Source organism: Thainema salinarum CENA647 (genome assembly GCF_057732415.1).
Genome location: NZ_JBYJZJ010000009.1, coordinates 1 through 21,596, shown reverse-complemented (window position 1 = coordinate 21,596; position 21,596 = coordinate 1). Strand labels below are relative to the sequence as shown.

General features: G+C 46.2%; 31 protein-coding genes. 18 read left to right on the top strand and 13 right to left on the bottom strand.

What is annotated here, in order from left to right; translation table 11 throughout:
• Positions 1–512 precede the first annotated feature (512 nt).
• From AC286M_RS01275 to AC286M_RS01260, 4 genes are all read left to right on the top strand, one after another.
• Entirely contained in the window at positions 513–1,442 is a 930-nt protein-coding gene (locus tag AC286M_RS01275; protein ID WP_488202662.1) for an HlyD family secretion protein, read from the top strand.
• Positions 1,396–1,974 carry a TolC family protein gene (locus AC286M_RS01270; RefSeq protein ID WP_488202661.1) on the top strand — a complete coding sequence of 193 codons (579 nt, stop codon included), beginning with the start codon at positions 1,396–1,398 and terminating at the stop codon, positions 1,972–1,974. The genes AC286M_RS01275 and AC286M_RS01270 overlap by 47 nt, the downstream gene beginning before the upstream one ends.
• Positions 1,952–2,482, top strand: coding sequence for a thermonuclease family protein (locus AC286M_RS01265; protein WP_488202660.1), 531 nt, complete (start codon positions 1,952–1,954; stop codon positions 2,480–2,482). Before AC286M_RS01270 ends, AC286M_RS01265 begins: the two co-directional genes overlap by 23 nt.
• A 268-nt stretch (positions 2,483–2,750) precedes the next feature.
• The gene (locus tag AC286M_RS01260; protein ID WP_488202659.1) at positions 2,751–3,329 is read left to right on the top strand and encodes a hypothetical protein; all 579 of its coding nucleotides are present in this window, start codon (positions 2,751–2,753) and stop codon (positions 3,327–3,329) included.
• 315 nt (positions 3,330–3,644) lie between these two features.
• Here AC286M_RS01260 and AC286M_RS01255 read toward each other — a convergent pair whose 3' ends face one another.
• On the bottom strand, positions 3,645–3,797 hold the full coding sequence (locus AC286M_RS01255) for a hypothetical protein (protein WP_488202658.1): 153 nt from the start codon (positions 3,795–3,797) through the stop codon (positions 3,645–3,647).
• Between the two features lie 103 nt (positions 3,798–3,900).
• Between AC286M_RS01255 and AC286M_RS01250 the strand changes: the two genes are divergently transcribed.
• Positions 3,901–4,248 carry a hypothetical protein gene (locus AC286M_RS01250; protein ID WP_488202657.1) on the top strand — a complete coding sequence of 116 codons (348 nt, stop codon included), beginning with the start codon at positions 3,901–3,903 and terminating at the stop codon, positions 4,246–4,248.
• Between the two features lie 12 nt (positions 4,249–4,260).
• Here the strand turns inward: AC286M_RS01250 and AC286M_RS01245 are convergent, their stop codons facing one another.
• Entirely contained in the window at positions 4,261–4,584 is a 324-nt protein-coding gene (locus AC286M_RS01245; protein ID WP_488202656.1) for an excalibur calcium-binding domain-containing protein, read from the bottom strand.
• 568 nt (positions 4,585–5,152) lie between these two features.
• Here AC286M_RS01245 and AC286M_RS01240 point away from each other — a divergent pair.
• The 3 genes from AC286M_RS01240 (at position 5,153) to AC286M_RS01230 (ending at position 7,465) form a co-directional block, all read left to right on the top strand.
• Complete coding sequence (locus AC286M_RS01240; RefSeq protein ID WP_488202655.1) at positions 5,153–5,719, top strand: RNA polymerase sigma factor; 567 nt, start codon at positions 5,153–5,155, stop codon at positions 5,717–5,719.
• A gap of 81 nt (positions 5,720–5,800) precedes the next feature.
• Entirely contained in the window at positions 5,801–6,103 is a 303-nt protein-coding gene (locus AC286M_RS01235; RefSeq protein WP_488202654.1) for a hypothetical protein, read from the top strand.
• A gap of 588 nt (positions 6,104–6,691) precedes the next feature.
• Positions 6,692–7,465 (top strand): endonuclease domain-containing protein, encoded by a 774-nt coding sequence (locus AC286M_RS01230; RefSeq protein ID WP_488202653.1) that lies wholly within the window; start codon positions 6,692–6,694, stop codon positions 7,463–7,465.
• A 27-nt stretch (positions 7,466–7,492) separates the two neighbouring features.
• Here AC286M_RS01230 and AC286M_RS01225 read toward each other — a convergent pair whose 3' ends face one another.
• The 6 genes from AC286M_RS01225 to AC286M_RS01200 all read right to left on the bottom strand — a co-directional run bounded on the left by AC286M_RS01225 (position 7,493) and on the right by AC286M_RS01200 (position 12,317).
• Positions 7,493–8,395: a PPC domain-containing protein gene (locus AC286M_RS01225; RefSeq protein ID WP_488202652.1), complete on the bottom strand. Its 903-nt coding sequence runs from the start codon at positions 8,393–8,395 to the stop codon at positions 7,493–7,495.
• A gap of 817 nt (positions 8,396–9,212) precedes the next feature.
• On the bottom strand, positions 9,213–9,797 hold the full coding sequence (locus AC286M_RS01220) for a hypothetical protein (RefSeq protein ID WP_488202651.1): 585 nt from the start codon (positions 9,795–9,797) through the stop codon (positions 9,213–9,215).
• A 157-nt stretch (positions 9,798–9,954) separates the two neighbouring features.
• Positions 9,955–10,308, bottom strand: coding sequence for an RNA polymerase sigma factor (locus tag AC286M_RS01215; RefSeq protein WP_488202650.1), 354 nt, complete (start codon positions 10,306–10,308; stop codon positions 9,955–9,957).
• Positions 10,254–10,562, bottom strand: coding sequence for a hypothetical protein (locus tag AC286M_RS01210; RefSeq protein WP_488202649.1), 309 nt, complete (start codon positions 10,560–10,562; stop codon positions 10,254–10,256). The genes AC286M_RS01215 and AC286M_RS01210 overlap by 55 nt, the downstream gene beginning before the upstream one ends.
• Complete coding sequence (locus AC286M_RS01205; RefSeq protein ID WP_488202648.1) at positions 10,549–11,100, bottom strand: hypothetical protein; 552 nt, start codon at positions 11,098–11,100, stop codon at positions 10,549–10,551. The genes AC286M_RS01210 and AC286M_RS01205 overlap by 14 nt, the downstream gene beginning before the upstream one ends.
• A gap of 680 nt (positions 11,101–11,780) precedes the next feature.
• Positions 11,781–12,317: a tyrosine-type recombinase/integrase gene (locus AC286M_RS01200; RefSeq protein ID WP_488202647.1), complete on the bottom strand. Its 537-nt coding sequence runs from the start codon at positions 12,315–12,317 to the stop codon at positions 11,781–11,783.
• A 251-nt stretch (positions 12,318–12,568) separates the two neighbouring features.
• Here AC286M_RS01200 and AC286M_RS01195 point away from each other — a divergent pair, with 251 nt between their 5' ends.
• The 3 genes from AC286M_RS01195 to AC286M_RS01185 all read left to right on the top strand — a co-directional run bounded on the left by AC286M_RS01195 (position 12,569) and on the right by AC286M_RS01185 (position 14,448).
• On the top strand, positions 12,569–12,787 hold the full coding sequence (locus AC286M_RS01195) for a ribbon-helix-helix domain-containing protein (protein WP_488202646.1): 219 nt from the start codon (positions 12,569–12,571) through the stop codon (positions 12,785–12,787).
• Positions 12,788–13,423: 636 nt separating this feature from the next.
• The gene (locus AC286M_RS01190; protein WP_488202645.1) at positions 13,424–13,720 is read left to right on the top strand and encodes a hypothetical protein; all 297 of its coding nucleotides are present in this window, start codon (positions 13,424–13,426) and stop codon (positions 13,718–13,720) included.
• A 239-nt stretch (positions 13,721–13,959) separates the two neighbouring features.
• Positions 13,960–14,448 carry an AF_0619 family ribbon-helix-helix protein gene (locus AC286M_RS01185; RefSeq protein WP_488202644.1) on the top strand — a complete coding sequence of 163 codons (489 nt, stop codon included), beginning with the start codon at positions 13,960–13,962 and terminating at the stop codon, positions 14,446–14,448.
• On the opposite strand, the gene AC286M_RS01180 is transcribed toward AC286M_RS01185, so the two are convergent.
• The 4 genes from AC286M_RS01180 to AC286M_RS01165 form a co-directional block, all read right to left on the bottom strand.
• Positions 14,438–14,941: a hypothetical protein gene (locus AC286M_RS01180; protein WP_488202643.1), complete on the bottom strand. Its 504-nt coding sequence runs from the start codon at positions 14,939–14,941 to the stop codon at positions 14,438–14,440. The two genes, AC286M_RS01185 and AC286M_RS01180, sit on opposite strands and share 11 nt — an antisense overlap.
• A 484-nt stretch (positions 14,942–15,425) precedes the next feature.
• Complete coding sequence (locus tag AC286M_RS01175) at positions 15,426–15,674, bottom strand: hypothetical protein (protein ID WP_488202642.1); 249 nt, start codon at positions 15,672–15,674, stop codon at positions 15,426–15,428.
• Positions 15,675–15,901: 227 nt separating this feature from the next.
• A complete protein-coding gene (locus AC286M_RS01170; protein ID WP_488202641.1) occupies positions 15,902–16,249 on the bottom strand; it encodes a hypothetical protein in 348 nt (115 codons plus the stop codon).
• Positions 16,250–16,618: 369 nt separating this feature from the next.
• Positions 16,619–16,873: a YlcI/YnfO family protein gene (locus tag AC286M_RS01165; RefSeq protein ID WP_488202640.1), complete on the bottom strand. Its 255-nt coding sequence runs from the start codon at positions 16,871–16,873 to the stop codon at positions 16,619–16,621.
• 628 nt (positions 16,874–17,501) lie between these two features.
• Here AC286M_RS01165 and AC286M_RS01160 point away from each other — a divergent pair.
• The 5 genes from AC286M_RS01160 to AC286M_RS01140 all read left to right on the top strand — a co-directional run bounded on the left by AC286M_RS01160 (position 17,502) and on the right by AC286M_RS01140 (position 19,775).
• Positions 17,502–18,098 (top strand): ParA family protein, encoded by a 597-nt coding sequence (locus tag AC286M_RS01160; RefSeq protein WP_488202639.1) that lies wholly within the window; start codon positions 17,502–17,504, stop codon positions 18,096–18,098.
• Positions 18,091–18,351 carry a hypothetical protein gene (locus tag AC286M_RS01155; RefSeq protein ID WP_488202638.1) on the top strand — a complete coding sequence of 87 codons (261 nt, stop codon included), beginning with the start codon at positions 18,091–18,093 and terminating at the stop codon, positions 18,349–18,351. The genes AC286M_RS01160 and AC286M_RS01155 overlap by 8 nt, the downstream gene beginning before the upstream one ends.
• A gap of 131 nt (positions 18,352–18,482) precedes the next feature.
• Positions 18,483–18,860, top strand: coding sequence for a hypothetical protein (locus tag AC286M_RS01150; protein WP_488202637.1), 378 nt, complete (start codon positions 18,483–18,485; stop codon positions 18,858–18,860).
• A 202-nt stretch (positions 18,861–19,062) separates the two neighbouring features.
• A complete protein-coding gene (locus tag AC286M_RS01145) occupies positions 19,063–19,251 on the top strand; it encodes a hypothetical protein (protein ID WP_488202636.1) in 189 nt (62 codons plus the stop codon).
• A gap of 227 nt (positions 19,252–19,478) precedes the next feature.
• Positions 19,479–19,775, top strand: coding sequence for a hypothetical protein (locus tag AC286M_RS01140; protein WP_488202635.1), 297 nt, complete (start codon positions 19,479–19,481; stop codon positions 19,773–19,775).
• A 133-nt stretch (positions 19,776–19,908) separates the two neighbouring features.
• Here AC286M_RS01140 and AC286M_RS01135 read toward each other — a convergent pair whose 3' ends face one another.
• The gene (locus AC286M_RS01135) at positions 19,909–20,328 is read right to left on the bottom strand and encodes a hypothetical protein (protein WP_488202634.1); all 420 of its coding nucleotides are present in this window, start codon (positions 20,326–20,328) and stop codon (positions 19,909–19,911) included.
• Between AC286M_RS01135 and AC286M_RS01130 the strand changes: the two genes are divergently transcribed.
• Together AC286M_RS01130 and AC286M_RS01125 are read left to right on the top strand one after the other, a co-directional pair.
• The gene (locus tag AC286M_RS01130) at positions 20,317–20,790 is read left to right on the top strand and encodes a hypothetical protein (protein WP_488202633.1); all 474 of its coding nucleotides are present in this window, start codon (positions 20,317–20,319) and stop codon (positions 20,788–20,790) included. The two genes, AC286M_RS01135 and AC286M_RS01130, sit on opposite strands and share 12 nt — an antisense overlap.
• A 50-nt stretch (positions 20,791–20,840) precedes the next feature.
• Positions 20,841–21,584, top strand: a complete 744-nt coding sequence (locus AC286M_RS01125) for a hypothetical protein (RefSeq protein WP_488202632.1) — start codon at positions 20,841–20,843, stop codon at positions 21,582–21,584.
• The last annotated feature ends 12 nt before the right edge of the window (positions 21,585–21,596 follow it).

Sequence of the window (21,596 nt, the reverse complement as noted above, 5' to 3'; positions counted from 1 at the left end):
TTTATTGGAGTCGTTGAATTAAACAGCCATCTCACAATGGCCGCTACAATCAGCGAGTTGATTTACATCCCACGTGATGTGGAACCTCGCTAAGGGTATTAATTCAACGATCCAACTCAAATACTTGCTATGGCTAGGGGAGAGCTAGTGTTGTCGTTGTATCGTAGCTAGTTTGTTATACGGTAAAACTTCTCCTCAAAAACTAGAGCGTACACTGAACTCCCTGTGTGGTGCTAGTCAGAAACAAGACGCCTCACACCATTTTCTGCCGAATATCTTTAAAGGTTGGGGGGCCAGCAGTGCTGTCTGACACTACTGCTCTAGCTGACCTAAGGCTAGAGTTGATATTCTCCCTTCCTATTCTAATTCCTTGCTTCCGACCCTTCAACTACTTGTGATCGCAAGGGAATCAGTCTTTTTACGGACGGGTAAGGGTTCGCAGCGATAAAGGTTTGAGCCACTTCCTGGATTTCTAGAGCGTTTTAATGGGCACTCTCTGATAAGGATCTCAGGTGAGTGCATCTATGAAAGGGCTAATTCCCTACGTCTTAGCGGCAGTTGCGATCGCATCTGTTGCTATAGCCCAACAACCCCCAGCGCCGGACGTAATCGAACCAGTGCCACAGACTGAATTGAGTGACAGCCCTAAACGTCTCACAGTGCAGGTTTCAGTCGCTGACCCCGAAGATTTGAAAGTGAAGATGGGTGATCGGGTAGAAGCGGGTCAACTGATTGCCGATCGCTCACGCGAACGTCAGCGGCTAGAAGCGCAACAACAGCAGCTCACGCTGACGGTGCAAAAGCTGGAGACTTCGACTATTTCTCCACCGCTACCACCCGCAGCTGCACCCGCAATTTTGGAGCCGACCTATCTAGAAGAGAATGCCGCGATTGAAAAGGCTCAGGCTGTTGTCGAACAGGCCGAATCTGCGATCGCACTTAAACAACAAGAAATCGCTTACCTTACTCAACTGGCCAGCCTTGACCCGCTGGTAATGGAACATGAGCAGGTTAAGTTAGCTGAGCTGCAACAGCAACACACCGCAGCCGTGCGCGATTATCAGCTTGCGGTCGGTAAACGCAGCACTGCTGAATATCAGCACTCGGTTGTTTCAGCTCAGGCCGTTAGCTCTCTCAACCGAGATGCGCTGGAGTATCAGCAGCAGTGGGCCAACTATGAACAGCGGCTGCGGGACAGGGACTATCAACTTTCACAAACTCAGCTTCGGCTAAACGAGGTCGAAAATGCGATCGCATCTCTTTCAGTTGTCCGTAGTCCCTACGCAGGGCGTGTCCGCCAGGTTAAATGGGTGGGTCAAAATCCTGATGGTTCCCTGTCTGTGGAGCTTACTTTGCTCGTCCGCGATGGCGCTCCCCTGTCTGGAGAGTTCGGAGATGTGCCTAACGCAACTGACAGCCCAAGCGATCCGCAACAGCAGTGAGATTGAAGCGATTAATCAGCGGCTAGAGCTGACCGATGATCGGATTGATTATGCCGAGGCGCGACAGTGGACGGATTACATCACGCTCGATCCGCTGCGCCTGGTGCAGAACATCTTCGGTGGTGGCGATGTGCAGCGAAATCGACTTGCGATCGCAAATCTAGAAATTCAGTCTGCTGACCTGATTCGACGGCGAGAAGAAGTGGCCGAAGGGTTAGCGAGAGAGGTGATCGACTTGGTTCTAGAGTATGAAGCGGCTGCTCGTCTTCTGGAGACGCTACAGAGCCAGATTGAAACGCAGGTCAATCGAGAGGCAGTGATGGAGGCTAGCTATCGCACCGGAGCGGGTAGCACCACAACTATGCTCGGTGTGTGGCAGCGTACCGAAGATCTGGAGGCGCGCTATCGAGAGTTAGAGATCCAGCAAGGGCAAACTATCAGAGAGTTAGAGGTGCTTTGTCATGCAGGTAAAAAGGGGCGTATTGCCAGTTCTAGCCGTGTTGATCCTAGTGGGCGGATCGTGGGCGATTAAGCAGTTTGGTCTGACTGGCGCAACTGGAATACCCAAGCCTGCTGGTGATGAGCTGACTCGAACCATCCTGTCTGAGCAGTACATAGTCGTGCCGGGGTCAATCTATGACGGCGACACCCTGCGCGTTAAAGATGCGCGTGAAGAACTCAAAATCCGCTTATGTGGCATTGATGCACCGGAGAAGGATCAGCAGATGGGCATCGAGAGCCGAGATCATTTGCGATCGCTCATTGACCAGGGGCATGGTGCAATCATGGTTGCTGCCGTGGAAACGGATCGCTACGGTCGAACCGTGGCTGAACTCTACGTTCCCACCGACGACGGCGGCGAGATTCACCTCAACTCTCAGATGGTGGCCGATGGGATGGCCTATGTTTATGACCAGTACGTGACGGGTTGCCCAAACGGGAGTGTGATTGCTAGAGCAGGTGAGGTGGCCGAATCACAGCGGCTAGGCGTGTGGGGCACTCCTGGCATGGTGAAACCTTGGGATTATCGGAAGCAGTAGGTGGGGGAGTTTGGAGTGCGATCGCAAAGCTTTAGTTCAACAGTATTTACTAGATATTTATGCACCATAAAAAAGAACCATTGGTTCACCAAAAATGAACTAATGGTTCTTTATAAATTAGCTGTTTTAATTCACCTTTTATGAATTATTAGATAACCTTTGAAATGATTTTGGCAGAGCCGTATTTATACGGTGGCTAAGCAATTTTTTATAAGCAGAAAATAGAATGATGTTTGATTGATAAATCATTTATCTGAGATATAGAAGCTTGAATATACGTTTCTATTCTTATATGGATAATTGCAGCCAATCAAGCTCTAAATTTGCTCTAGCAAATGTGCTGGCCGCATTGATGCTAGGCGTTTTGGTGGCTATGGCAACCCAGCTTGATTTCGGAAGAGGTATAAGCTGGAAAGCCTTGTTTTATGACAAATTACTAAACTTATCAAAAGGAGTTGCGATGGTTGACTTAAAGCGTTCATCCAAGATTTTAGGTTCAGCATTTGCTTTAGGTGTTCTTGCATTTACTAGCTCTGTTTTACCGAGTCATGCAGGTACTAATGGCCAGCAACTACGGATAACAACTCTTGAGTCTGCGACTAGCATCACTATTACTGGCAAAAATCAAGCTGGGAATAGAGTGACTTGGAGTGGCAGGGGACCAGGAGGACGACGTTTGGCTAATGTCACTATTTCTGCTAGTAACTGGTGGTGGATAGGACCTGTAGACATCACCGTTAATCGCGTACAAGGTTCCCCGTCATATTGTCGTGTCGATGTTCCAAGAGTACAAGTTGGTAGTGATTGGCGTTCTGTAAATTGCGGAGCCTACATACTGCCCCGCTAGATATTAAGCCCTAAAGTAGCGAAACAGGGACGAAATTTAGTTCAATTGTATTTCTGACTGTTAAATGTAATAGCGCTTAGATATGGAGAGGTTGGATTCGCTTCTTGATGTCTGAGCGCTTTACATTTGCGATCGCAACTTCCCAACTCCCAACTAAAAAGCCCGATCCGAAGACCAGGCTTAGGAGAGTATAGGAAGCGCAGTAGGCAGTAGAGAGTTTGAGCAGAGGGACGATGGTTGAACGCTTGAGCAGTAGGGGTTTTGAACTTGTCTATATAGGGATTCAGGCCCACTCCTCAGTATTTCAGGCTCAGTTTAGTGATGTACTGCACCCGTCGAGGTGAGCTTGGTCATGGGTGGAGTTGCGATCTCAGATTTGCCGCTCTCATGAAAGTGCGATCGCAAATGGTAGAAGTGCTGTAATGGCCTGCTGGATAGCTTTTCAGGAGAAGTGGCCCATTTTTGCATGAATCGGTGCCATACTCCTTGAGAGGCAATTTAGTTCAAATGTGCTGTAAATATTGCTAAATGTAACAGCGCTTAGATATGGAGAAATTTTGGTCGCTTCGTTATGCCTAAACTTCCACACTGCGATCGCTGTTTCAACTATGCCCATGATCCGCACCTAATCTGTGCGATTCATCCCAGTGGCGTTGACGGCAACTTCTGCCCAGATTACGAGCAAGATCCAGAGTGGCAACCAGAGGAGCAGTGGCAGCCGGAAGGAGCCGCTTATTACAACGGCGAGTTAGTTTTGCAGCCAGAACAGCGGTTGACGTTGCAGCAGAAGTGGGAGCTGCTGGATTGGCATCCAATGTTTACGGGGCGCTGCCCTGAGTGTGAAATGCCGATCTCAGTGCCGAATGATGGTGTTTACTGGGATTGTCAGAACTGCGGCTGGCGTGATGATTCGGTGTGATGTTGAACGGGGTTAGCGATGGTTTGGATGACTAGTGCTATTACTGGGAGGCCCCACATCTACTATTGGATGATTATTACGCCTTTCACAGCCAATCCCGTCGCTGTCCTCATCAAAATTGTGTGGATCGTCGCCTTCAACTCTGAAATTGCGAAACTCGATATCGTTGCAATCTAGATCGGGTTCTGGTGGTGCGATGCAAACCCCTGGATAGGATGGGTCACACTCCGGTTCTGGTTGCTCCTGAGCCGATAGACTGCCGCCTGTGGCTAGGTTTAATCCAGCGGCTAGTAATGGGATGCAAGTTGCGATCGCAATTTCTCTAAATGTTGGCATGGGGCTATGCTCCAGAATTTTGCTCTAGAGTGCCCGATTTTCTCTGGAGCCGCCCAGTAACCAAACTGCGATCGCAACTTCATAGAATCAATACCCACATCGCTCTACGCCCGTAGCCTTATCCAAAAAAGGCTGCGGGCTTTTTGATGTCTGCTTTCTCACGAAGCCAGTGGGGTTTTGAGAGATTGTTCAAAAAATTTTTTCAAAGGCTGTCCCATTTTCCAGAAACCGATCACATAGAGGTGTAGGGATGAACAGCCAGATGCAATAGGAGGTCATTCTCCATATGGATCTGGTTCGACAGCCTACAACTGTTTCCATTTAAGGAGATCCAAAAATGAGGATTCTGAGTAAGCCTCCAAATTAACAACTGAATAGCCACTTGATAGAGTCTTGATCTTGAAATTAGAAAAGCCACTACTGTGGTTTTGCCAAACGGCATAAATACGCCCGTGACCGAGGCTAGACAGGTCAGTTGATCTTCGAATTACCAAATGATGTAAGCCATATCAATGAAGGAGGTGGGGCCCATGTCACCATAAGGAGATGAACCATGCAGCAGCCCCAAATGACAGCTACGGTTGCACAACAGAAGTTCGATGCTGCCATCAGTGAACTAGCCTCAAGTAGGAACTCTAACTGCCTTGCAACTCTGGGTTTCATTCGTAGCAAAATCAGACAGTTCCATTTGGACTGTGATGAGTTTGCTGTTGTAAACGAATGCTATTTACGTGGGTCGAAGTTAGTCGCAACTGGTCAGGAGATACATCATCCCCTGGCTTGGATTAAAGCAACGGCCTACAACGTCATCCGTGAGATGGCACGACATCAAGAGAAAACGAAGGCTGACTCTCCTTTATTGGAGACGTATCTCGCCGAAACTGAAACAACAACTGAAACACTAGAAAACTCTACAGAAGCGGTTCGGCAACTGCTTCAAGTAGCACTTCCCAAACTCCAGCCAGATGACCAAGCAGTTCTAAAACTACGTTGGCTCGATGAACTATCCTGGCGAGATGTAGCGCAGGCTCTCTCCCGCGATGGCGAGCAAGTAGAGTTGGAAGCAGTTCGTAAACGTGGTCAACGTGCCTTTAAGCGTCTACGTAAGCATTACAACTCAATGGAAAGAGGGTAAGTCATCCCTTAATCCGTACTTGAAGGTAGCTGGGTCGAAACCATCGACCCCAGCTAGCTTCACATATAGGGAGCAACAATCATGTCTACGTTTATGGAGATCACAGATAATTATCGAAAAGCTCTTGCTGAAGAGTATCAGCGCTTATCTTATTTATTGATACTCAACCCACTACAGGAAGAGCGCATAGCCTATATCTTGGAACTTGCTCTCCAAGATCCACTACTGGATTCTTTAATTCAAAAGATTGATCTAGAAGCTCTTTCTGATGACGATCTGCATTCTATTTTGGATCAGCAAGCCAAGATGCGAGAGTATTTGGGCATAGAAGGGGAAGCGTCATCGTTTCCCTATTTGAACACTCGCGTTGCAGAATTCACTTGAAAGAAAACTACGCCTATATTTCTTGAGCAAGTTTATATTCATCTAGTTCAGCCTGTTCTAAAAATAGGAAGGCTGTTCAGTTGCTGTTTTCGCTGGAGTCGCCATTAAAACGCATGTGAACGAAGGGCTCACATGCGTTTACTGGGTTCATTTATTGAACGGTTTGTTCTTGTTGTTGGCGACCATCTATTACCATTCGGCTTCCTCCGAATTCGAACAGTAGAAAGCTGTCGTTGTAGACCACGGCTAGTCCGATGGCAAGCAAAGATACAACGCAAAGGTGTAGAAAAGGGCTTGGGAGACGGCGCATAAGTTTCATCCACTAAAGACACAATATGATGGGGCCACTTCGACACAAGTGGTCCTTTTATAAGTGCTGTAACTCTCTATTCTTAAGGACTGTAGCCTTCAGCACTTACACTTTTAAGTGCAAAAAATCTGGTGTTTGGGACAACACTTTCTAGCTCAAAGTTGAGATCGCACATCCCCAGCACCACAACCAAACTGCGATCGCACATCTCCAGCCACTAATCTTCATCGACTCAACTCCTGGTGGGCATCCTAAGAGGGACTGGCTTGGATGGCTGTATGAGTGGCGCTGAGACTGAACCTGAAACTGCAATAGTGCCCAGTGGCGGCAAGCTGCCCTGCTGTTTTGAGCTATCGACTAAGCAGCTACTAGATGTGGTCGTTGCGATGGCTCCCAGTTACCAAAACGTGGATGCCAGGAAGAAGAGGCAGTACAGAAAAAACCTATCTCAAAAGCTCTACACCAAAACCCGACCAGGCTTCTACTGGGAACCTTCGACCGTCTTACATATTGCCTATGCTGGCCAGCCCAACGGACACGGCACTCAGCATCAGTGGCGCTTGTTCTGTGTGGAAGATCTGAAGATTCAGATTGAGATGATTCTCACGGGGACATCTCTTACCCTATCTAGTTCCCAGCCGCAAAACCCTGTTCATGAATGGGGTGGGCTGTATCTGAGATCGGAAGCAGAACTGCGGATTGCTCAAGCGCTCGATAAGGCCCAAATCCTATTCTTCGCTAATGCCCGTGGACGTGTTGGGCTAAGAGATACCATCGTCAGCGACGGTCAGCTCACAGGCCGAGTCGAAGCTGATTTCATGGTGTTCTATCAAGGCCGCTGCATGATTCTAGAAGTGGATGGGCAGCATCACCTGGAGCAAGCGCAGACTATTCGAGACTATGCCCGTGATCGCGTGCTGTTGCGCTTCGGTGTGCCGACGGTGCGCTTCACTGCTCAGGACTGTATGCGGCGACCGGATGAAGTGGTTTCAGAGTTTCTATCAATCCTGATGAATGCTGCACCGGACTGGGTGCAGGACGTTGAGCAATAGGAAGGTTATCGGTTCCTATTGATGAGTCTAAATACAAGTGAAGTATCCCCAAGGGGCAGGGCCAGAGTTATAACGGCTAGGCTCCAAGCATTCAAATTCAATAACTTCACCTCTCACTAGACCAAAGTATCTTGCCTCGTCAGTCCGATCGATGCCGATTATGACAAGACTAGATGATTGGCAGCTTGCTAAGAAGTCTCGACTAACTGAGGTTAAGAGTTGGGGAGAACGCATAATGTCATCGCTAGATCTGCCTGAAACCGCAAAGTTAGCTACGTATGGTTTGTCGCTAGGATAGCCTCTACCCTGATTTTCAGGACGCATCTCAAATATGTATTCTCTTATTGATGCGTTATTGCCTCTCTGTAGTCGTGCCTTTGCAGCATTAAGTGCAGCTATGCATTCCGGATCTCTATCTGCTGGAGTAACCCTAGATGTTCCTGAAACTGTTTGGGAAATGCCTTGGACTATCAGGTCATATTCAAATCTGCTAGATCCGTTGTTTCCCCAGCTCGTTATCACTCCAGAAGAATTTAAGTTGGGGTTGTTGTCAAAAGTTGAGACTCCAATAAAGTAAGTTCCATCACGTGGAATTCGGAAGTTGACAATTTTAGATTGAAATACTCCCTCTCTTTCATCATCATTCTCAGCGATGAGACGACCTTGACTGTCAAATAGAAACAGTTGAGAGTCATCGTCAGCATATTCTGTCCCCTGCAAAATCCGGGTGACATCGACATCGATAGTTACTACGTCTCCAGCCTCTGCCTCAAAACTGTAGATTTCATAGCCTGCTCCAACAGACCCAGAACGACGAGCTACGCCTCCTGAAACATTCATAGGTGTAGCGTTACGCAGAATGCTCGGAGCACCAGAACTTTGCTTTTCACCGTTAATCTGTGTGGCCTGAGCCGCTTCTGCTGAAGGCACAGTCAGATTCATCGCTGAGCTATTTATCACTAGGAGTAGGGCAGATAGCAAACAGTATTTACGGCTCATGGTTGTTGGTGTCTAGGTCAAGAACATGCTGATAGCTCCAGTGTGCCCAGTTGAGATGGTGGGTCAACGATGGGGATTGAGTAGTAATGGAGCAAGAACCTACGCTAAGGCCGCAATTTTATGAGGTGGTGTCATTGAGCCATAAAAAATGCTCGCCGGATAAGTGCATCGTGGCGAGCTACATCAGGGTGCATAGAACTCTATGCATTGGTTTTAGTGTGCTCAGTTTGGGAGTTGCGATCGCAGATTGAATGAAAATCGCAATATCTAGCCTTGAACTGGCTCAAGAAATAGGGTTAGTTCTTCACGCCTAGCAATCCTAGCTGATTCCTCAGAGACGAAACTGTGATTGGGTGTTGTTGACTTGATATCCCAATAAGTTCCGTTAATACGAGCTCGGCACCTAGCACCAACTTTTGAAACGTCTCTGAGAACAACAATTTTTTTATCGGAAGATTGGTCTTGCTTGGGTGTAGTATTTTGATTAAATAAACCAAACATTCCTTTATCCCTCTTTTGTTACTTATGAGTAACTAAATGATTGAAATATGAATAGATAATTTTGCGGGTTTAGAAGTTAAAAATTGGCATTCTTCCTAGTGTGATTGATTCTATATTTAGTAGAAATATAATTAAACTTGTGACAGGATGAATTCATTATTGATTTTTTAATAAATATCCCTGCTTTCCTTAAGAAGAAAGCAGGGATACTCTAGTTGATTTTTGTTCCTCCTCTGAATTTTATGTATTAGGCCCCTGCTGCTATTGCACCTCGTCTGAACACAATTCGATGTCCTGAAAGGGGAGTATTACACTTCCCACAGATTGCTTCTCCAATTTCTTCGAGTCCAATACCTCCTTCAGGAATAGGTTTTTGAATGAATCCGGAACCATCAGGACACAGTATCACTGCATAAGGTTCTGTTGGATCAATATCTTCACGATTAGTGTGTGAGTGCTTTAGCTTCATCTCCGCTACAACAGGAACATACTCACTCAATGATGCTCGTAAGTTTAGATCTTCAGCGAATGGTGTCTCACCTTGAAGGCAATTCACTGGTTGACTATCTAGCACTGTCAAAGCTTCTGTCAATTTCTCGTCTGTTTCTGCTTGTTCCCAGATTGAAGCCAATTCATTAGCCTCATCATTAGAAATTGTGTCGAGATTGATTAATTCATAATAATGATCCAATAGAGAAATTTGTTCGATAGAAAGCCGTAATCGAAAAAGCTCCATTTTTTGTGACTGTGTTAGATGATTAAGGTTTTCGCTCTCTAACAAAGCATATTTTGACATTTGAACTAAATCTCCTTCTTGATGTGTATAATTCATTGTTTTTAAGTTAATAAATAATGCAACTTTCAGTATTTTGAACCATCTTCACGTAGGAGGAAAAATGTTGAAACTAATCTATAACCTACGCATGAATCATCGTACAATAATATTGCACATTTATTAACTTGAAACATCAGGAACTATACTTATATCTTCATTGATTAATTTGTGGGCAAATCTTTTGTAATCTTTGTATGGCTCTTGATTCCCGCTGTCTCAAAGCTGGAACTTTTACATGTTCCCCAAAATCGTTCAGATGTCGAATCTGAATTTCTTTGTAAGATAAGCCTTGATAGAATCTAAAATCAAGTATTCTTTGATCATTTACGGAAAGAGCGCTAATTAGCTGCTTGACTTCTGCACTATTTTCCTCTAACTCAAGCATTCTTAGAGGATCAGATTCCGCCTCAATGACTTCACTTCTAGCCTTCTCTGCTCTTTCGTTTTTGGCCTTTAATAGCCTATTTTTTTTTCGTCCTTCATCATGTCGAGCATGATGAAAGTACAAACTTTACTCAACCATGCTTGAGTATTTTCAATTGCTTGAGAGGTATCACCTATATAATTAAGTCCCCGCATTGCGGCTTCACTTAAGACCTCTTTAGGATCTAAGTCACGAATCTTTAATTGCTTTCCTGTCCGCTCTAAATAATTTAGGAAAGCTTTTCCTTTTGGATTTGATGGTTCTAGTAATAGACTTACATCTTTTAGAAATTCGTCTTTCAGAACCTGGATCTTAGTACGTTGCTTATGCGTAGTCATACTTTACCTCGTTGTAAGACTGTCGTGGTGGGCTATGCACCACTCTTGTTGACCTGCTAATCTGTTGAAACCTGATTGAGTCTGTATCTACTGCTATTGCAGTTACTGGGGCATTTTCACTTTGGAAAATATGTGCTTTCCTTGTAGGATTTGCTATATTTATTGCTAACTTACTTAAACGTCTGAAACGATTCATTTTGATTTGGTTAAATTTGATGAATTCGTTTCCTTTGTTACGGAAATAATTGGTCAATTCAATTAAAGCTGCTGATCTAAGACGCGTTATATATTGAGGTGAAAAATAACTCGATATCTCATCTTGCCTTAGCAATTTTGCAGTGAGATCTTCCAAAAGAAATAGAAGATTCAGTTTAAGTCGTGACGAGGAAAATGCTATATCTAGTTTTAGTAATCGCGCTAGTGGTGAATATCGGTTGTCTGCTGCTCGATCATCAAAGTCTAAGATATTATCAGTGCCTTTATTGGTAGCTAAGTTTTGATCTGGCACTTGGTCAATTGCATATTGAGTAGACGGCATAACTCATTCCTCTTTATGTAGGTTTTGTGCGCTTACGTTGATTAGTCGTGATAGATGCAAGATTGTGACATGTAAATTTAGGCAAATCATTACAGAACCTTGAGTAATGTGTGAAACCTGCATCGTCAAGGCTTGAAAAGCCTGCTCGTCAGAGCAGGCTTTTCTCTAAATGAGATTAAACTATGCTTGCTCACCTCCATATATCTGATTTTTGTAAAGCCGCTAACTGGCTTGGAAACTTTAACCTTATGCAGTTACACCTCTTTATTGGGTTACATATAAACGTAGAAGTTTGCTCCGATGTGTGACATATATGGCTAAAGTATTGGCTGTTAGAACTACAAAAAAAGGGCTTGTCTGTAGACAAACCCTTAAGAGCAAAGAAGAAGGAGATTAAACACAATGACGACCGCAACTGCACATATGAATCAGCCAGTGCGCCACCAATGGCATTACCCTGCGTACAGTTCCCTTGCCAACACCCTAATCCATAGGCCATACCTCCCAGATGATTACTGTGATACCCAATGTGAGCACTAGGTATTAAGTGCTCTGTTACTTAGTAGAAATAGCGTGCATATCGTGACATGGGCCATTGCTCGTGAGGATAGGCAAGCCTATTGAATCATTCAGCCCAAAGGCGTCTTGATATTGAGTAAATGGCGTTTTCTAGCGCAGATTCACAACTTTGCGATCGCATCTACCTTCTCCTCGTCCGACACCTCCAAATAGCGCTGTAGTGCCGCCATTGAAGTCCAGCCGCCGAGATCTTGAATCGTCTTCAGCCTCACTCCGGCCTTATCCAATTTGGTCGCCCAGGTGCGCCGATTGCTGTGGGTACTAAAGCCACGTAGACCGATGCGATCGCAAGCTTGCCGTAAAGCGGCATCACAAGCCTGACGGGTAATACAGCCGCCCTTGCGACCGGGGAATAGATAGCCAGACTTTGGCAGATGCGCCTCATCCAGAATCTGCTGGAGCTGGGGGTGCATCGGTACGGATCGGGTGCGCTTCGTTTTGGTCGTGTCCTTTCGCAGCACAATCGAACTGCCCACCACATCCTCGGCCTTAAGCTGTCGCGCTTCACTGACTCGGCAACCTGTGTAGAAGCAGATGGAAAATATCGCCCGCATCTTTGGACTCAGTTCTGCGATCACCTGCTGAAACTGATCCTCAGTCCATGTTTCCGCTTGTCCGTGACGCTCATGTTTGGGCATTACTGCTGATTTGCTCTTTTATACAATTTAGCAAGTCAATTCTATCGAGATTTCAGTAGTTTCAGCGATTCGCCTCAAAAACCAGTGTTCTTGTTGAGAAACACACCCCTATTCTTGAGAATCAGTAATGGCTCAGAATTATTGCTTGGTCAGGGTTAACACTGTTTACCTGATTCACCATTTTTGAGCATATAGAAAATAACCCAGCTACAACCGCAGATGGGTTAACCACGTTAACGGAGTGATCAGTGATGCGTTTATCCCATGTAGCGGGTCGGGTGCCAGAGTCCTATAAGACTCAACTTAAGCAGATTTCAGAGGCCACGGGCAAGACTGAGAGTGAGTTAGTCAGGGAAGCAGTTGCGGCCTACCTGGGCAAGACGGAACCGGATTCAGTGGAGAAGATGAATCGCCGTCTGGCTCAGTTGGAACGGCAGGTGAAGGTTTTGGTGCTGTCGCAGGATGGTTGAGGAAGATAGATAAGGAAGGTTTCAACTAGCCGAGCAACTGACATGGTTATGCCAGGGATACTTGCGATCGCAACAACTAAATGCTCAATCTATGATCCGCGCTGCGGTACCGGGGGCTTTTCTTCTTAGCTCCCTAAGTAGCAAAGGTAGAAAGTAAACTTCCTGCTCCAAAACTAAAACCCCCAAAAGCTAGACTAATCAGCAGTTTTGAGCCAGCTCCTAGACAAAAGTTTAGGTGGTGTACAACGATCCTTGTTTATAAATGCGTCTCTTTCTGAAGTCACCTTGCATTTTGCTGAGTGCGGTGTTTTATTTGTATAGTCCAAAACCACCACTAGCGTTATAGATCGGCTGCATCACCAGCAAAGACCCTACAGATTGTAGTGAAGGTTGGTAGAGGCTATATAAAAAACAAATGGGCAAGTCTCTTTCTAGTGCCCAAACATTTTGTATAGTAGGTCAACCTCGTCAAGGTAGTAACTAATTACTAAAAAGCTTGACATTTCATTGCGATCGCAGGTATCCGTATGCAGAACGGTAAACCTACGAGCGTCAGGCCAGTGGGTCAAAACTAAGGCGTGGAAACCATAGGAGAGCTACCAACTCGAAGTCCTATGCAACCACGCCATTAGCCATTTGTTTTTTAAGGAGACTAAAAAGGCTATGCCTCCAAAACACGACGATGATAACCTGAGCACCCGTTTTTTGTTCAAGGTTTTTGTAATGCTGATTGTTACGGGAGCCTCAACAGGATTGATTGCCTTAGCTGTGAGGGCTAGGTATGCAGGCAGAGCCACAATCAAGTGGAATAACATAGAAGTTTTTCTCGAAGGCCAGCCCTATGACAATCTGAACTCACCCAACTCACCAGATAGCCCCAATCAAATGAGTGGCAATCTTGATGAATTGAGCAAACCTGTCAAATACGACTAAGACACAATCAAGGTAAACGCTGTCCTCCGTGGCAGCGTTTATTATTTTGACTACTATAATCTCGACCGATCACAACGTTGCGATCGCAAAATCAGGTCACAAATCAGACCCAGCTTCACCAAGTCTTGATGCCTAGATATAGCGGTATAGCGTCGATTCTGACTACGCTTATAAGTATGCGCATATAGCATTTGAACCATATGCTGATAAATGTAGGCACATTAGTTAAGAGATCATCGATGGCAAGCGTCAATATTTACGTAAGCGAAGAACTGAAAACCCGGATGAATAAGGCAAATCTGAACTGGTCAGAGATTTGTCGCAGGGCAATCGAGGGAGAGCTGGCCAGAGCGGAATCACAATCAACTGAAGCAACTGAAGTGCCTAGACTACCCTGTAACCAGCGCTGGCAAGTTGACGTGATTGATGAGGAGTTCCTTGCCAAAGGAACTGTACTTGAAGTGCCTTACATAGGGCAGCCTAAAAAAATTCAGATTGACATGCTGAAGGATTGGTTTGAGGTAACTCTAACGGCCTTCATCAATAGCTATCGCTTTGGACAAGCGGCATTGAAGGATTTGGTTAGTAGTGGATACAGGACTAAAATTCTGATTCCCGGTGAAGGCTGGAAAGATTGCTATCTCTACTTTGAGCCACGATTCCTTATCAAGCATCCTGTAACAAAGGAAACAGTTGAATCAGATGGAGCGAAAAAACTCACTCCATAATGTCGCGCACGTTGGTCAGCTCAATCTGCTCAGAAGGTAAATCAAGCGGATATCCCAGTTGAACAGCCCGACTGGTCATCTCATCAGAGAAGAAATCTGGCCCGACAAAGTTATGACAGGTCGCCCAGTAGACCGGATAATCGCTGACGTTGTAACCATACGAGTCACCGCCAGGATTCAGCAGATGTGCATAATATTGACCTTCTAATTGAAAAACATAAGCTGGCTGAGTTGTGGAGCAGTAGACGTATGTTGTTTTGGGTTCGTCAAACATAACTGGTGGATTCTCATCTATCTCCCAAAAACGAGTCGCCAGCTCGACTGAATACAGATCTCCACTAGCTCCTTCCTCAACAAGGGTTTTGCCCATATAGTTCTGATCCCAACAAACGCCCATGTGACACCTGCCAGGAAGAACGAGATCCGCAGATGCTGGAAGTGCAACAACAGTGACAGTTAAGGACATAGTGAGAAACAGAAAGCGCTTGAACATACTTTACCTGTGGGTTATTGGCTGACGCTGAATATCTCTATGATGCTGCCATTGATGCGGCATGGAAGTTGCGATTGCAACTCGATTATGGAATATAAGAAAAGAGCCTACACTCTATGGTGTAGGCTCCTATCCGCCGTTTTAGCCTGACTCTACTGAGAGCTATCTGCGATTGCCGAGTCACACAGAAATTCCGTACGACTGTCAATCCTGATATAACTGCCTTTTGGTCCCCAACTTACCTCAATGAAGTTAGGAACGGAACCCAGAACGTACATCAGTGTAGATCCCAGAATGAACCCAATTAGCACCGTTGGTGACTGCCTGAGAATTTGCTGAACCTGTTCAAGCTGCATAGTTTTGCCCCATAACTATTTGCCTGCTGCCAAGTTGCCCTGACATCACTTAGTAGAAGTTAGGGCTAATATTCGACAGTCGTATGGGTTCGGCAATTACGAAGTTTTTGCCTGTTGGGGTTTACCAATCAAAGCTTCTCCACCTTCCAGGCACTCTGAGAGCCAACCTTACCACAGCGGATAAACTTGAACCCGTGTCGCTCAAACTCTGTGCCGTTCAGTGTCTTCAGCCCCAGAATTTCGGCTATCTCATGCGTCGGCAGCTCCCAACCCTTCTCTGCAATTTCGTCGAGCTGGCGATAGCGGTCAAGCATGTCAGGCTGTTTCTGCTGACTTGCGATCTCTAAAGTTGTGAGGAGATTTGTTGACTGACTCATACAGCGTCATTAAGAAAAAGCTGATATATTCCGTTGGTGCTTAGCTTTCCTTCTTACCAGAGTACTTTTGAGCCTGAATATAAAAGGTAATACATAATGTAGGTAGCAAGAAAACCACTAATTTTGCAAAAGCAGAAATCATCTGGGACACAAAATTAGAATGCTCCTTGAGAAATGAAAATACTAGCGTTATCAACTTGATTTTTATATCTAGCAGCATATCTATTTTACTTACTTGAGTTTTGTCCAAAGTAGAATCCAAGAGCACCTCCTACTAAGCCAACTTGAGAAGTCCAAACCAGCGTTAGCAGACTTTCCGAGGTGTCTTTATCGTTGCTATAGAATACTGAGTAACCAACTATTGCAGACGATGTTGCAGCCAATAGTATAGTTAAGCTTTGGGCAAGAATTCCTCTAGTCTCCTCTTGCTTTTTTTCTATAGGATTAGTTTCAATAGAGCGTGCTGCCTCTGCTTCTGAGATCTCTTTTCGCTCCTCTGTTCTAGTTGCCTCATCTAAATCAGCGGGACCTTCCTCTGATATGCCTTCGTCGTCCAGGAATTCTTCTTGTGTCATGGTGAGGATGGAATTTCAACTTGTCGTATGATGTATGTTAACAATCAAATTCTCGATAAGTTCCGTCTGGTTCACATAGAACAAGTTTTTTGCCTGAAATTTGAAGCGATAGAATACTATACATATTTCTGATTGACTGTTTGAGAGCTTGTTCAATATCACCTCCATACGACTCATCAGCTATTTCTTCTAGCATACGTATATCAGAGTCTTCTAATTCAATATAGATACTCTGTCTGTCGTATATTTCTATTGTTATTGTCCATGACATGAGCGTAAGTCTCCTGTGTCAATGTAAGAAGGCTCTTGCACATATAGTACAAGAGCCTTCGATTCGTATGAACTGAGAGACATAAGCATTGAGATATCTTAGCGGAAGACCACTTCTTTTAGCGTTCCGTCTTTTTCCTGGATCAGGATCGTTCCACCCTCAGCTCTCTTTTGCTTGAGATATTGCTCTGTTGCAATTGCTTTTCTTAATGCAGAAGTAGCGGTAATATTCTGCGAATCCGCCAAATTTTTGAGGATATCTAACTCTTCCTGAGTTAAACGGACCGTGAACTGCTTAGGCTTCGCATTAGCCGTACAATTCCGCTCAACGATTCTTTGTGGAGTAGATACCATTCTTTACCTCCGATAACTACCTTTGTGCATAGGACTATTCTTCGATATAGGTTTGTTCAGATTAGATCTTTTCTTATGGATGGCCTACTCACAATCATGTATAGGCTCTCGCCTTATCTTTGCAAGTAGCATATGCCACCTCTATCTCTATATTTACATGTCCTAAACTACTAGTATAGCAATAAAGCATCAAATGTCAATAATATTGACATTTGAATGAACATATAAATGACAGCTTTTAGATGTCACTTTTACATACACAAGGCAGCCATTCTATTCCTGAAACCAGCTTCGCGACAAGAAATGCTCCATATCCATGTGTCTTTATAACTGAAGGCTGCAAGTTTATTAGAATAAATGAACTATTATTTGGGTTGTCTAAGTCAAAATAAACTAGCTCTTATGGTGGCCGGATTTTGATTATGAAGACTGTAAGCAACCCTAGAGAATCAGTTAAATGTGCCGCTATGAAAGCTCAATTCTGTCTCTTTTCTAATGCCACTTAGCTGCTTAATTGCTTAAGTGCTTAATCGATTTACTGATCAAGCGCTAGAATCCTTTCAGACAGGAAGTTCTTTGTTCTGTTGTCTATCTGATTAATCGCTTAAGCACTTAACTGGGTAAGCAAATGATTATTACCGTTGCTGGCTTCAAAGGCGGAGTGGGCAAAACGACTACCGCGATTCATCTAGCCTGCTACTTTGCCCGACAATCTGAAAAAACGTTGCTCGTCGATGGCGACCCTAACCGTTCTTCCCTGTCCTGGTCTAAACGGGGCACTCTGCCGTTTCAGGTTTGTGATCTAATGGCAGCGGCTAAGGTATCTCGCGGAAAAGAACATGTCATCGTAGACACTGAGGCTCACCCTGACGAAGACGAACTAGAGGCGCTGGCGGAAGGCTGCGATCTATTAGTCTTGCCTACCACTCCTGATGCCCTGGCTTTAGAGGCACTGTTGGCCACCGTCGATAACCTGCAAAACCTCAACTCCTATGGTGTGGTGCTGACGATGGTGGATAGCCGCAAGAAAGCCACTGCTGAACAAGCTAGAGAAACGCTTAACCGCTTAAGCATTCCAGTGTTTAATCAAATGATTAGGCGCTTAACCGCTTATGAGAAAGCAGCCTTAGCCGGGGTGCCCGTGTATCAGACAGGCGATCGCTTTGGTCGGATTGCCTGGGGTGAGTATGAATCATTAGGGAAGGAGATCGAGAACAATGGCTGATCCAGCAAGCATGTTTGACAAGTTAGCCCAGCAGCGACAGAAGGCAAAGACACCTCAACCTGAACCAGAACCGAAACGGCGGCAACGGAAGGCGACTGGAAAGCGTTCTGATCCGAATTACATCCAGGTCGGGGCATATATCCCGAAGGAACTGAACAAGGATGTGAAGCGGTTGCTAGTGGATACAGAAGGTGACTTCTCTGATCTGGTAACGGAGCTGCTGGAGCAGTGGGTTAAGCGACAAAACGGTTAGCTGCTTAACTGATTAATCGATTAGTTGATTAATCAGTTAAGCAGGCAAGCAACTGTGTTTATAGTACAAATGTATGTAATTTAATGCTGAATAGGCTAGAGTGAAAACAACACGAATACCTGCTAAGCCCCATGTACAGTCGGGAAAATCATCTCGATCAATTAGATCTGGACTATGAACACGACGCAGCCTATGAGGACAGTCTGCTCGAACCTGCGATCGCAGATGAAATCGCTCAGATGAAACTGGTGCTGTGTGGCGACTCTTCTAAGGGAGCGCTGGAAGACTCCTCATATCTTTCTGTCGATCCGACCTATGCCGGATCACTATCCATCGGTCAGCGCCAACTGTATGAGATTCTGCTCACTCTTCAGCAAGCCTCAGTTTACACAGTGACCACTATCGGCAAGCTGGCCCGGATGATGGATCTACAGGTGCCGATGGCCTGCGGTAAGCGACTGGAAAACCTACAATCCTTGGGCGCAATCTCCGGCTTCAATGGCGACTAAATTCAACTGTCTTATTGTCCTGTAAGACAGTTGGACAGGACGCAAGACATAAGATTTTAGATTTGTCCTATTGTCCTATGAGACAATAGGACAGGACATAAGACACGAATCAATTTTACTCGTCCTATTGTCTCGTAAGACGGTTGGACAGGACATAAGACAAATCCCTCCAGCCAAAGGCCAGAGGGATTTTTAGTTTGAATTGAGAGTTGCGATTGCAGATTCGGATAATCGTGTCAGCTCTACTGTGGCAAAGTTGCGATCGCAACTTCAGGATGGGCCACCCGTCGCGGTCGAGGTGGCCTTGGTCGTTCCCCCCAAACCCCCCGTACTGTTCAGCTACCTGTGGGAGAAACCAACCACAGGGCATTCAATTATCCCACTTGAATAACCCGTGGCAAGGGTGGGTCTGTCGGCCAAACTCATAAAGGCTATCGGTGAGAGTGAAGCCTTGACGCGAGTTTGCCGCCATCCCTACAAGCTGGGCGTGTGGTTGCTTCGCAGTTTTATATTGGCTCCCGTTGGTCGCATTTCCCAGCCCTTGCCACTGGACGTTATCGGTTTAAAGAGAGCAGATCGGAAAGTGGGACAAAAACCCTGTTGTTTTTGGTTTTTGTCATGAATTCAGTTCCGTTTGAGTTCGTTGCTGGTTTGGCCGCTGAGTTTGGCGCGGTTGAGTGTTTCTGGCGGGAGTCGGACAGGTCGTTCACGGGCTTCGTTGCTGAGGTGTGGTTTGCCTCGTTGCCGTCTGACTTCGCGGTTCGGTGGTCGGCGGTGGTTGGCTATTCCGTTCTCGTTCGTTCGGTGTCGTCTGGGCCTGGTCGGTTTGCCGTTTCGGTTCCCTGTTCTGTCCCCGTTGGTGCGGTGCGGTTGGGGCCTGTCTCTCGTGGTTCTCGGCTGCGGTTGCTGCCGTAGCTGTTTGGGGGCGTTTGCCCCCTTTTTTTGGCTGGTTTGGAATTGCGATCGCACAATTGGGAGTTGCGATCAGTTCGGTTGAGAGTTGCGATCGCAACTCTAAGGTATAGACAAAGTTGCTCTGTGTATACCTTTACTGAATGGCTTGCAACGTGTGAGCGATAGAGTTGGCAATTGACTGAACTACCTGCTTATTTTTCCAGTACTCATTGTGCGAAAAAAGATTCCAACCCTTTAGGAGATTGAATATTTTGACTTCTACATCCTTAACAGCCTGCTCATACAGCGGATTGATATGCTGAATTGGATAGCCCAATACATCATCTCTGTCGTAAAAATTTAGCCATTCGCCTCTTATGCCTTCGACTGGATAGTGCTTAGTTAATGCAGGAGATGGAACTTGAACTGGCGTTCCAAAATCTTTGTGGCGTAGTGACCAAAAGGGAATTTGGCTGCCAAATGTATAAAGAGAGGTAAGTCTAGTTCCACCCAAGTTTGTGTTGAGTAGAATTGAGGCAGAGAGTTCAGCAGGCCAAAGCCGATGGCTCAGCAACGACGCAAGCGTGGCACAGCAGGCGATAAAACGATTTGTCTGCCCATTGCAGACGACCTTGACTACGAGGTCTTAGTAGAAGACCGGGAAGCCTTTCGCCAGTATCTCAACGAGCAGATCGCATCCCACCCGGAACTGTTTCCCGACGGGATTGAGGCAGGCTATCGCTTTCACGGATGGGTCGAGTCCTCTCGTCAACAGCTCAAGACCCGGCGGATTTTGCTGCCGAGTACCGGAGAGGCTTATCAACTGCGTCCCGATTTGGTGATGCCGTACATGAGCGAGACGGCGGAGATGGCCGACAAAGCGCTCTATTTAAGAAAGCATGGCCTGTCGTATGAGGGGATTGCCTATGTGCTGGGCCGTTCTGAGATGCACTGGTATCGGCTCTGTCAGTCGTTCGGTCGAGCCTCGATTGTGGGCAGTACCCTCAAAAGGGAAACGGCGCTCCCCCCCATCTAGTTGCCGATGAGAAGCATTGTGATTGGCACGGGCAGCGAGTCTATCTGGCAGTGACAGCGGCGCAAGGGTGCGTCCTGGGAGCCAGTCTCAGTGCCAATGCGGGTCAGGATGGATTAACCGCAGCCTATGGGGTATTCCAGCAGGAAGCTGCCCATCATGTTCCCGACTATGCGCCCGAGACGGTGACGACTGATGGTTGGGAGGCCACCCGAGCCGCTTGGGAGGAGCTATTCCCTGGCCTGGTCTGGATTCTGTGCTTCCTGCATGAGGTGATTAAAATTCGCGATGGGTGCCGCTCTAAACCAGTCCTGGGTCAGCAACTAGCCGACAAGCTTTGGCATCTGTATCGGGGCCAGAGCAAACGTCACTTTGCTCAACGGTTGCGTCGGTTGCTGGAGTGGGTGAACACCCACGCGTTGCCCCAGGCCATTGACGCTCGCTTGCGACGCCTCAACGACAAATCTCACGTCTTCCAACGCGCCTTTGACTTCCCTGACGCCTATCGCACCAGCAATCAGGTTGACCGTCCGATGAACTATCTTGACCGCATCTTGTATGCCATGCAAGATTTTCATGGATTCTGGGACTCGGCGGAACAGTCGGTGCGCTCGATGGCCTTACTCTGGAACTTCCATCCCTTTTGTCGCAAGACTCGCAAAGCAATGGGCGGGTGCTTATGCCCCTTTGAGCAACTCAACGGCTTCCGCTATCACGACAACTGGGTTCGCAATTGGCTGATTGCCTCATCGTTGAATGGCAGAAGACCATTGCTCAGGAACGCTGACACAAAATAAGTTGGAACTAGA

Coding starts and splice junctions, on each gene's coding strand:
- AC286M_RS01130 (WP_488202633.1), top strand. CDS start 20,317: ATGGCTCAGCAACGACGCAAGCGTGGCACAGCAGGCGATAAAACGATT.
- AC286M_RS01170 (WP_488202641.1), bottom strand. CDS start 16,249: ATGACACAAGAAGAATTCCTGGACGACGAAGGCATATCAGAGGAAGGT.
- AC286M_RS01270 (WP_488202661.1), top strand. CDS start 1,396: ATGTGCCTAACGCAACTGACAGCCCAAGCGATCCGCAACAGCAGTGAG.
- AC286M_RS01140 (WP_488202635.1), top strand. CDS start 19,479: ATGAATTCAGTTCCGTTTGAGTTCGTTGCTGGTTTGGCCGCTGAGTTT.
- AC286M_RS01230 (WP_488202653.1), top strand. CDS start 6,692: ATGAGTGGCGCTGAGACTGAACCTGAAACTGCAATAGTGCCCAGTGGC.
- AC286M_RS01165 (WP_488202640.1), bottom strand. CDS start 16,873: ATGGTATCTACTCCACAAAGAATCGTTGAGCGGAATTGTACGGCTAAT.
- AC286M_RS01180 (WP_488202643.1), bottom strand. CDS start 14,941: ATGTTCAAGCGCTTTCTGTTTCTCACTATGTCCTTAACTGTCACTGTT.
- AC286M_RS01155 (WP_488202638.1), top strand. CDS start 18,091: ATGGCTGATCCAGCAAGCATGTTTGACAAGTTAGCCCAGCAGCGACAG.
- AC286M_RS01245 (WP_488202656.1), bottom strand. CDS start 4,584: ATGCCAACATTTAGAGAAATTGCGATCGCAACTTGCATCCCATTACTA.
- AC286M_RS01185 (WP_488202644.1), top strand. CDS start 13,960: ATGGCAAGCGTCAATATTTACGTAAGCGAAGAACTGAAAACCCGGATG.
- AC286M_RS01240 (WP_488202655.1), top strand. CDS start 5,153: ATGACAGCTACGGTTGCACAACAGAAGTTCGATGCTGCCATCAGTGAA.
- AC286M_RS01195 (WP_488202646.1), top strand. CDS start 12,569: ATGCGTTTATCCCATGTAGCGGGTCGGGTGCCAGAGTCCTATAAGACT.
- AC286M_RS01205 (WP_488202648.1), bottom strand. CDS start 11,100: ATGCCGTCTACTCAATATGCAATTGACCAAGTGCCAGATCAAAACTTA.
- AC286M_RS01235 (WP_488202654.1), top strand. CDS start 5,801: ATGTCTACGTTTATGGAGATCACAGATAATTATCGAAAAGCTCTTGCT.
- AC286M_RS01220 (WP_488202651.1), bottom strand. CDS start 9,797: ATGAATTATACACATCAAGAAGGAGATTTAGTTCAAATGTCAAAATAT.
- AC286M_RS01150 (WP_488202637.1), top strand. CDS start 18,483: ATGTACAGTCGGGAAAATCATCTCGATCAATTAGATCTGGACTATGAA.
- AC286M_RS01250 (WP_488202657.1), top strand. CDS start 3,901: ATGCCTAAACTTCCACACTGCGATCGCTGTTTCAACTATGCCCATGAT.
- AC286M_RS01255 (WP_488202658.1), bottom strand. CDS start 3,797: ATGCAAAAATGGGCCACTTCTCCTGAAAAGCTATCCAGCAGGCCATTA.
- AC286M_RS01200 (WP_488202647.1), bottom strand. CDS start 12,317: ATGCCCAAACATGAGCGTCACGGACAAGCGGAAACATGGACTGAGGAT.
- AC286M_RS01175 (WP_488202642.1), bottom strand. CDS start 15,674: ATGAGTCAGTCAACAAATCTCCTCACAACTTTAGAGATCGCAAGTCAG.
- AC286M_RS01210 (WP_488202649.1), bottom strand. CDS start 10,562: ATGACTACGCATAAGCAACGTACTAAGATCCAGGTTCTGAAAGACGAA.
- AC286M_RS01160 (WP_488202639.1), top strand. CDS start 17,502: ATGATTATTACCGTTGCTGGCTTCAAAGGCGGAGTGGGCAAAACGACT.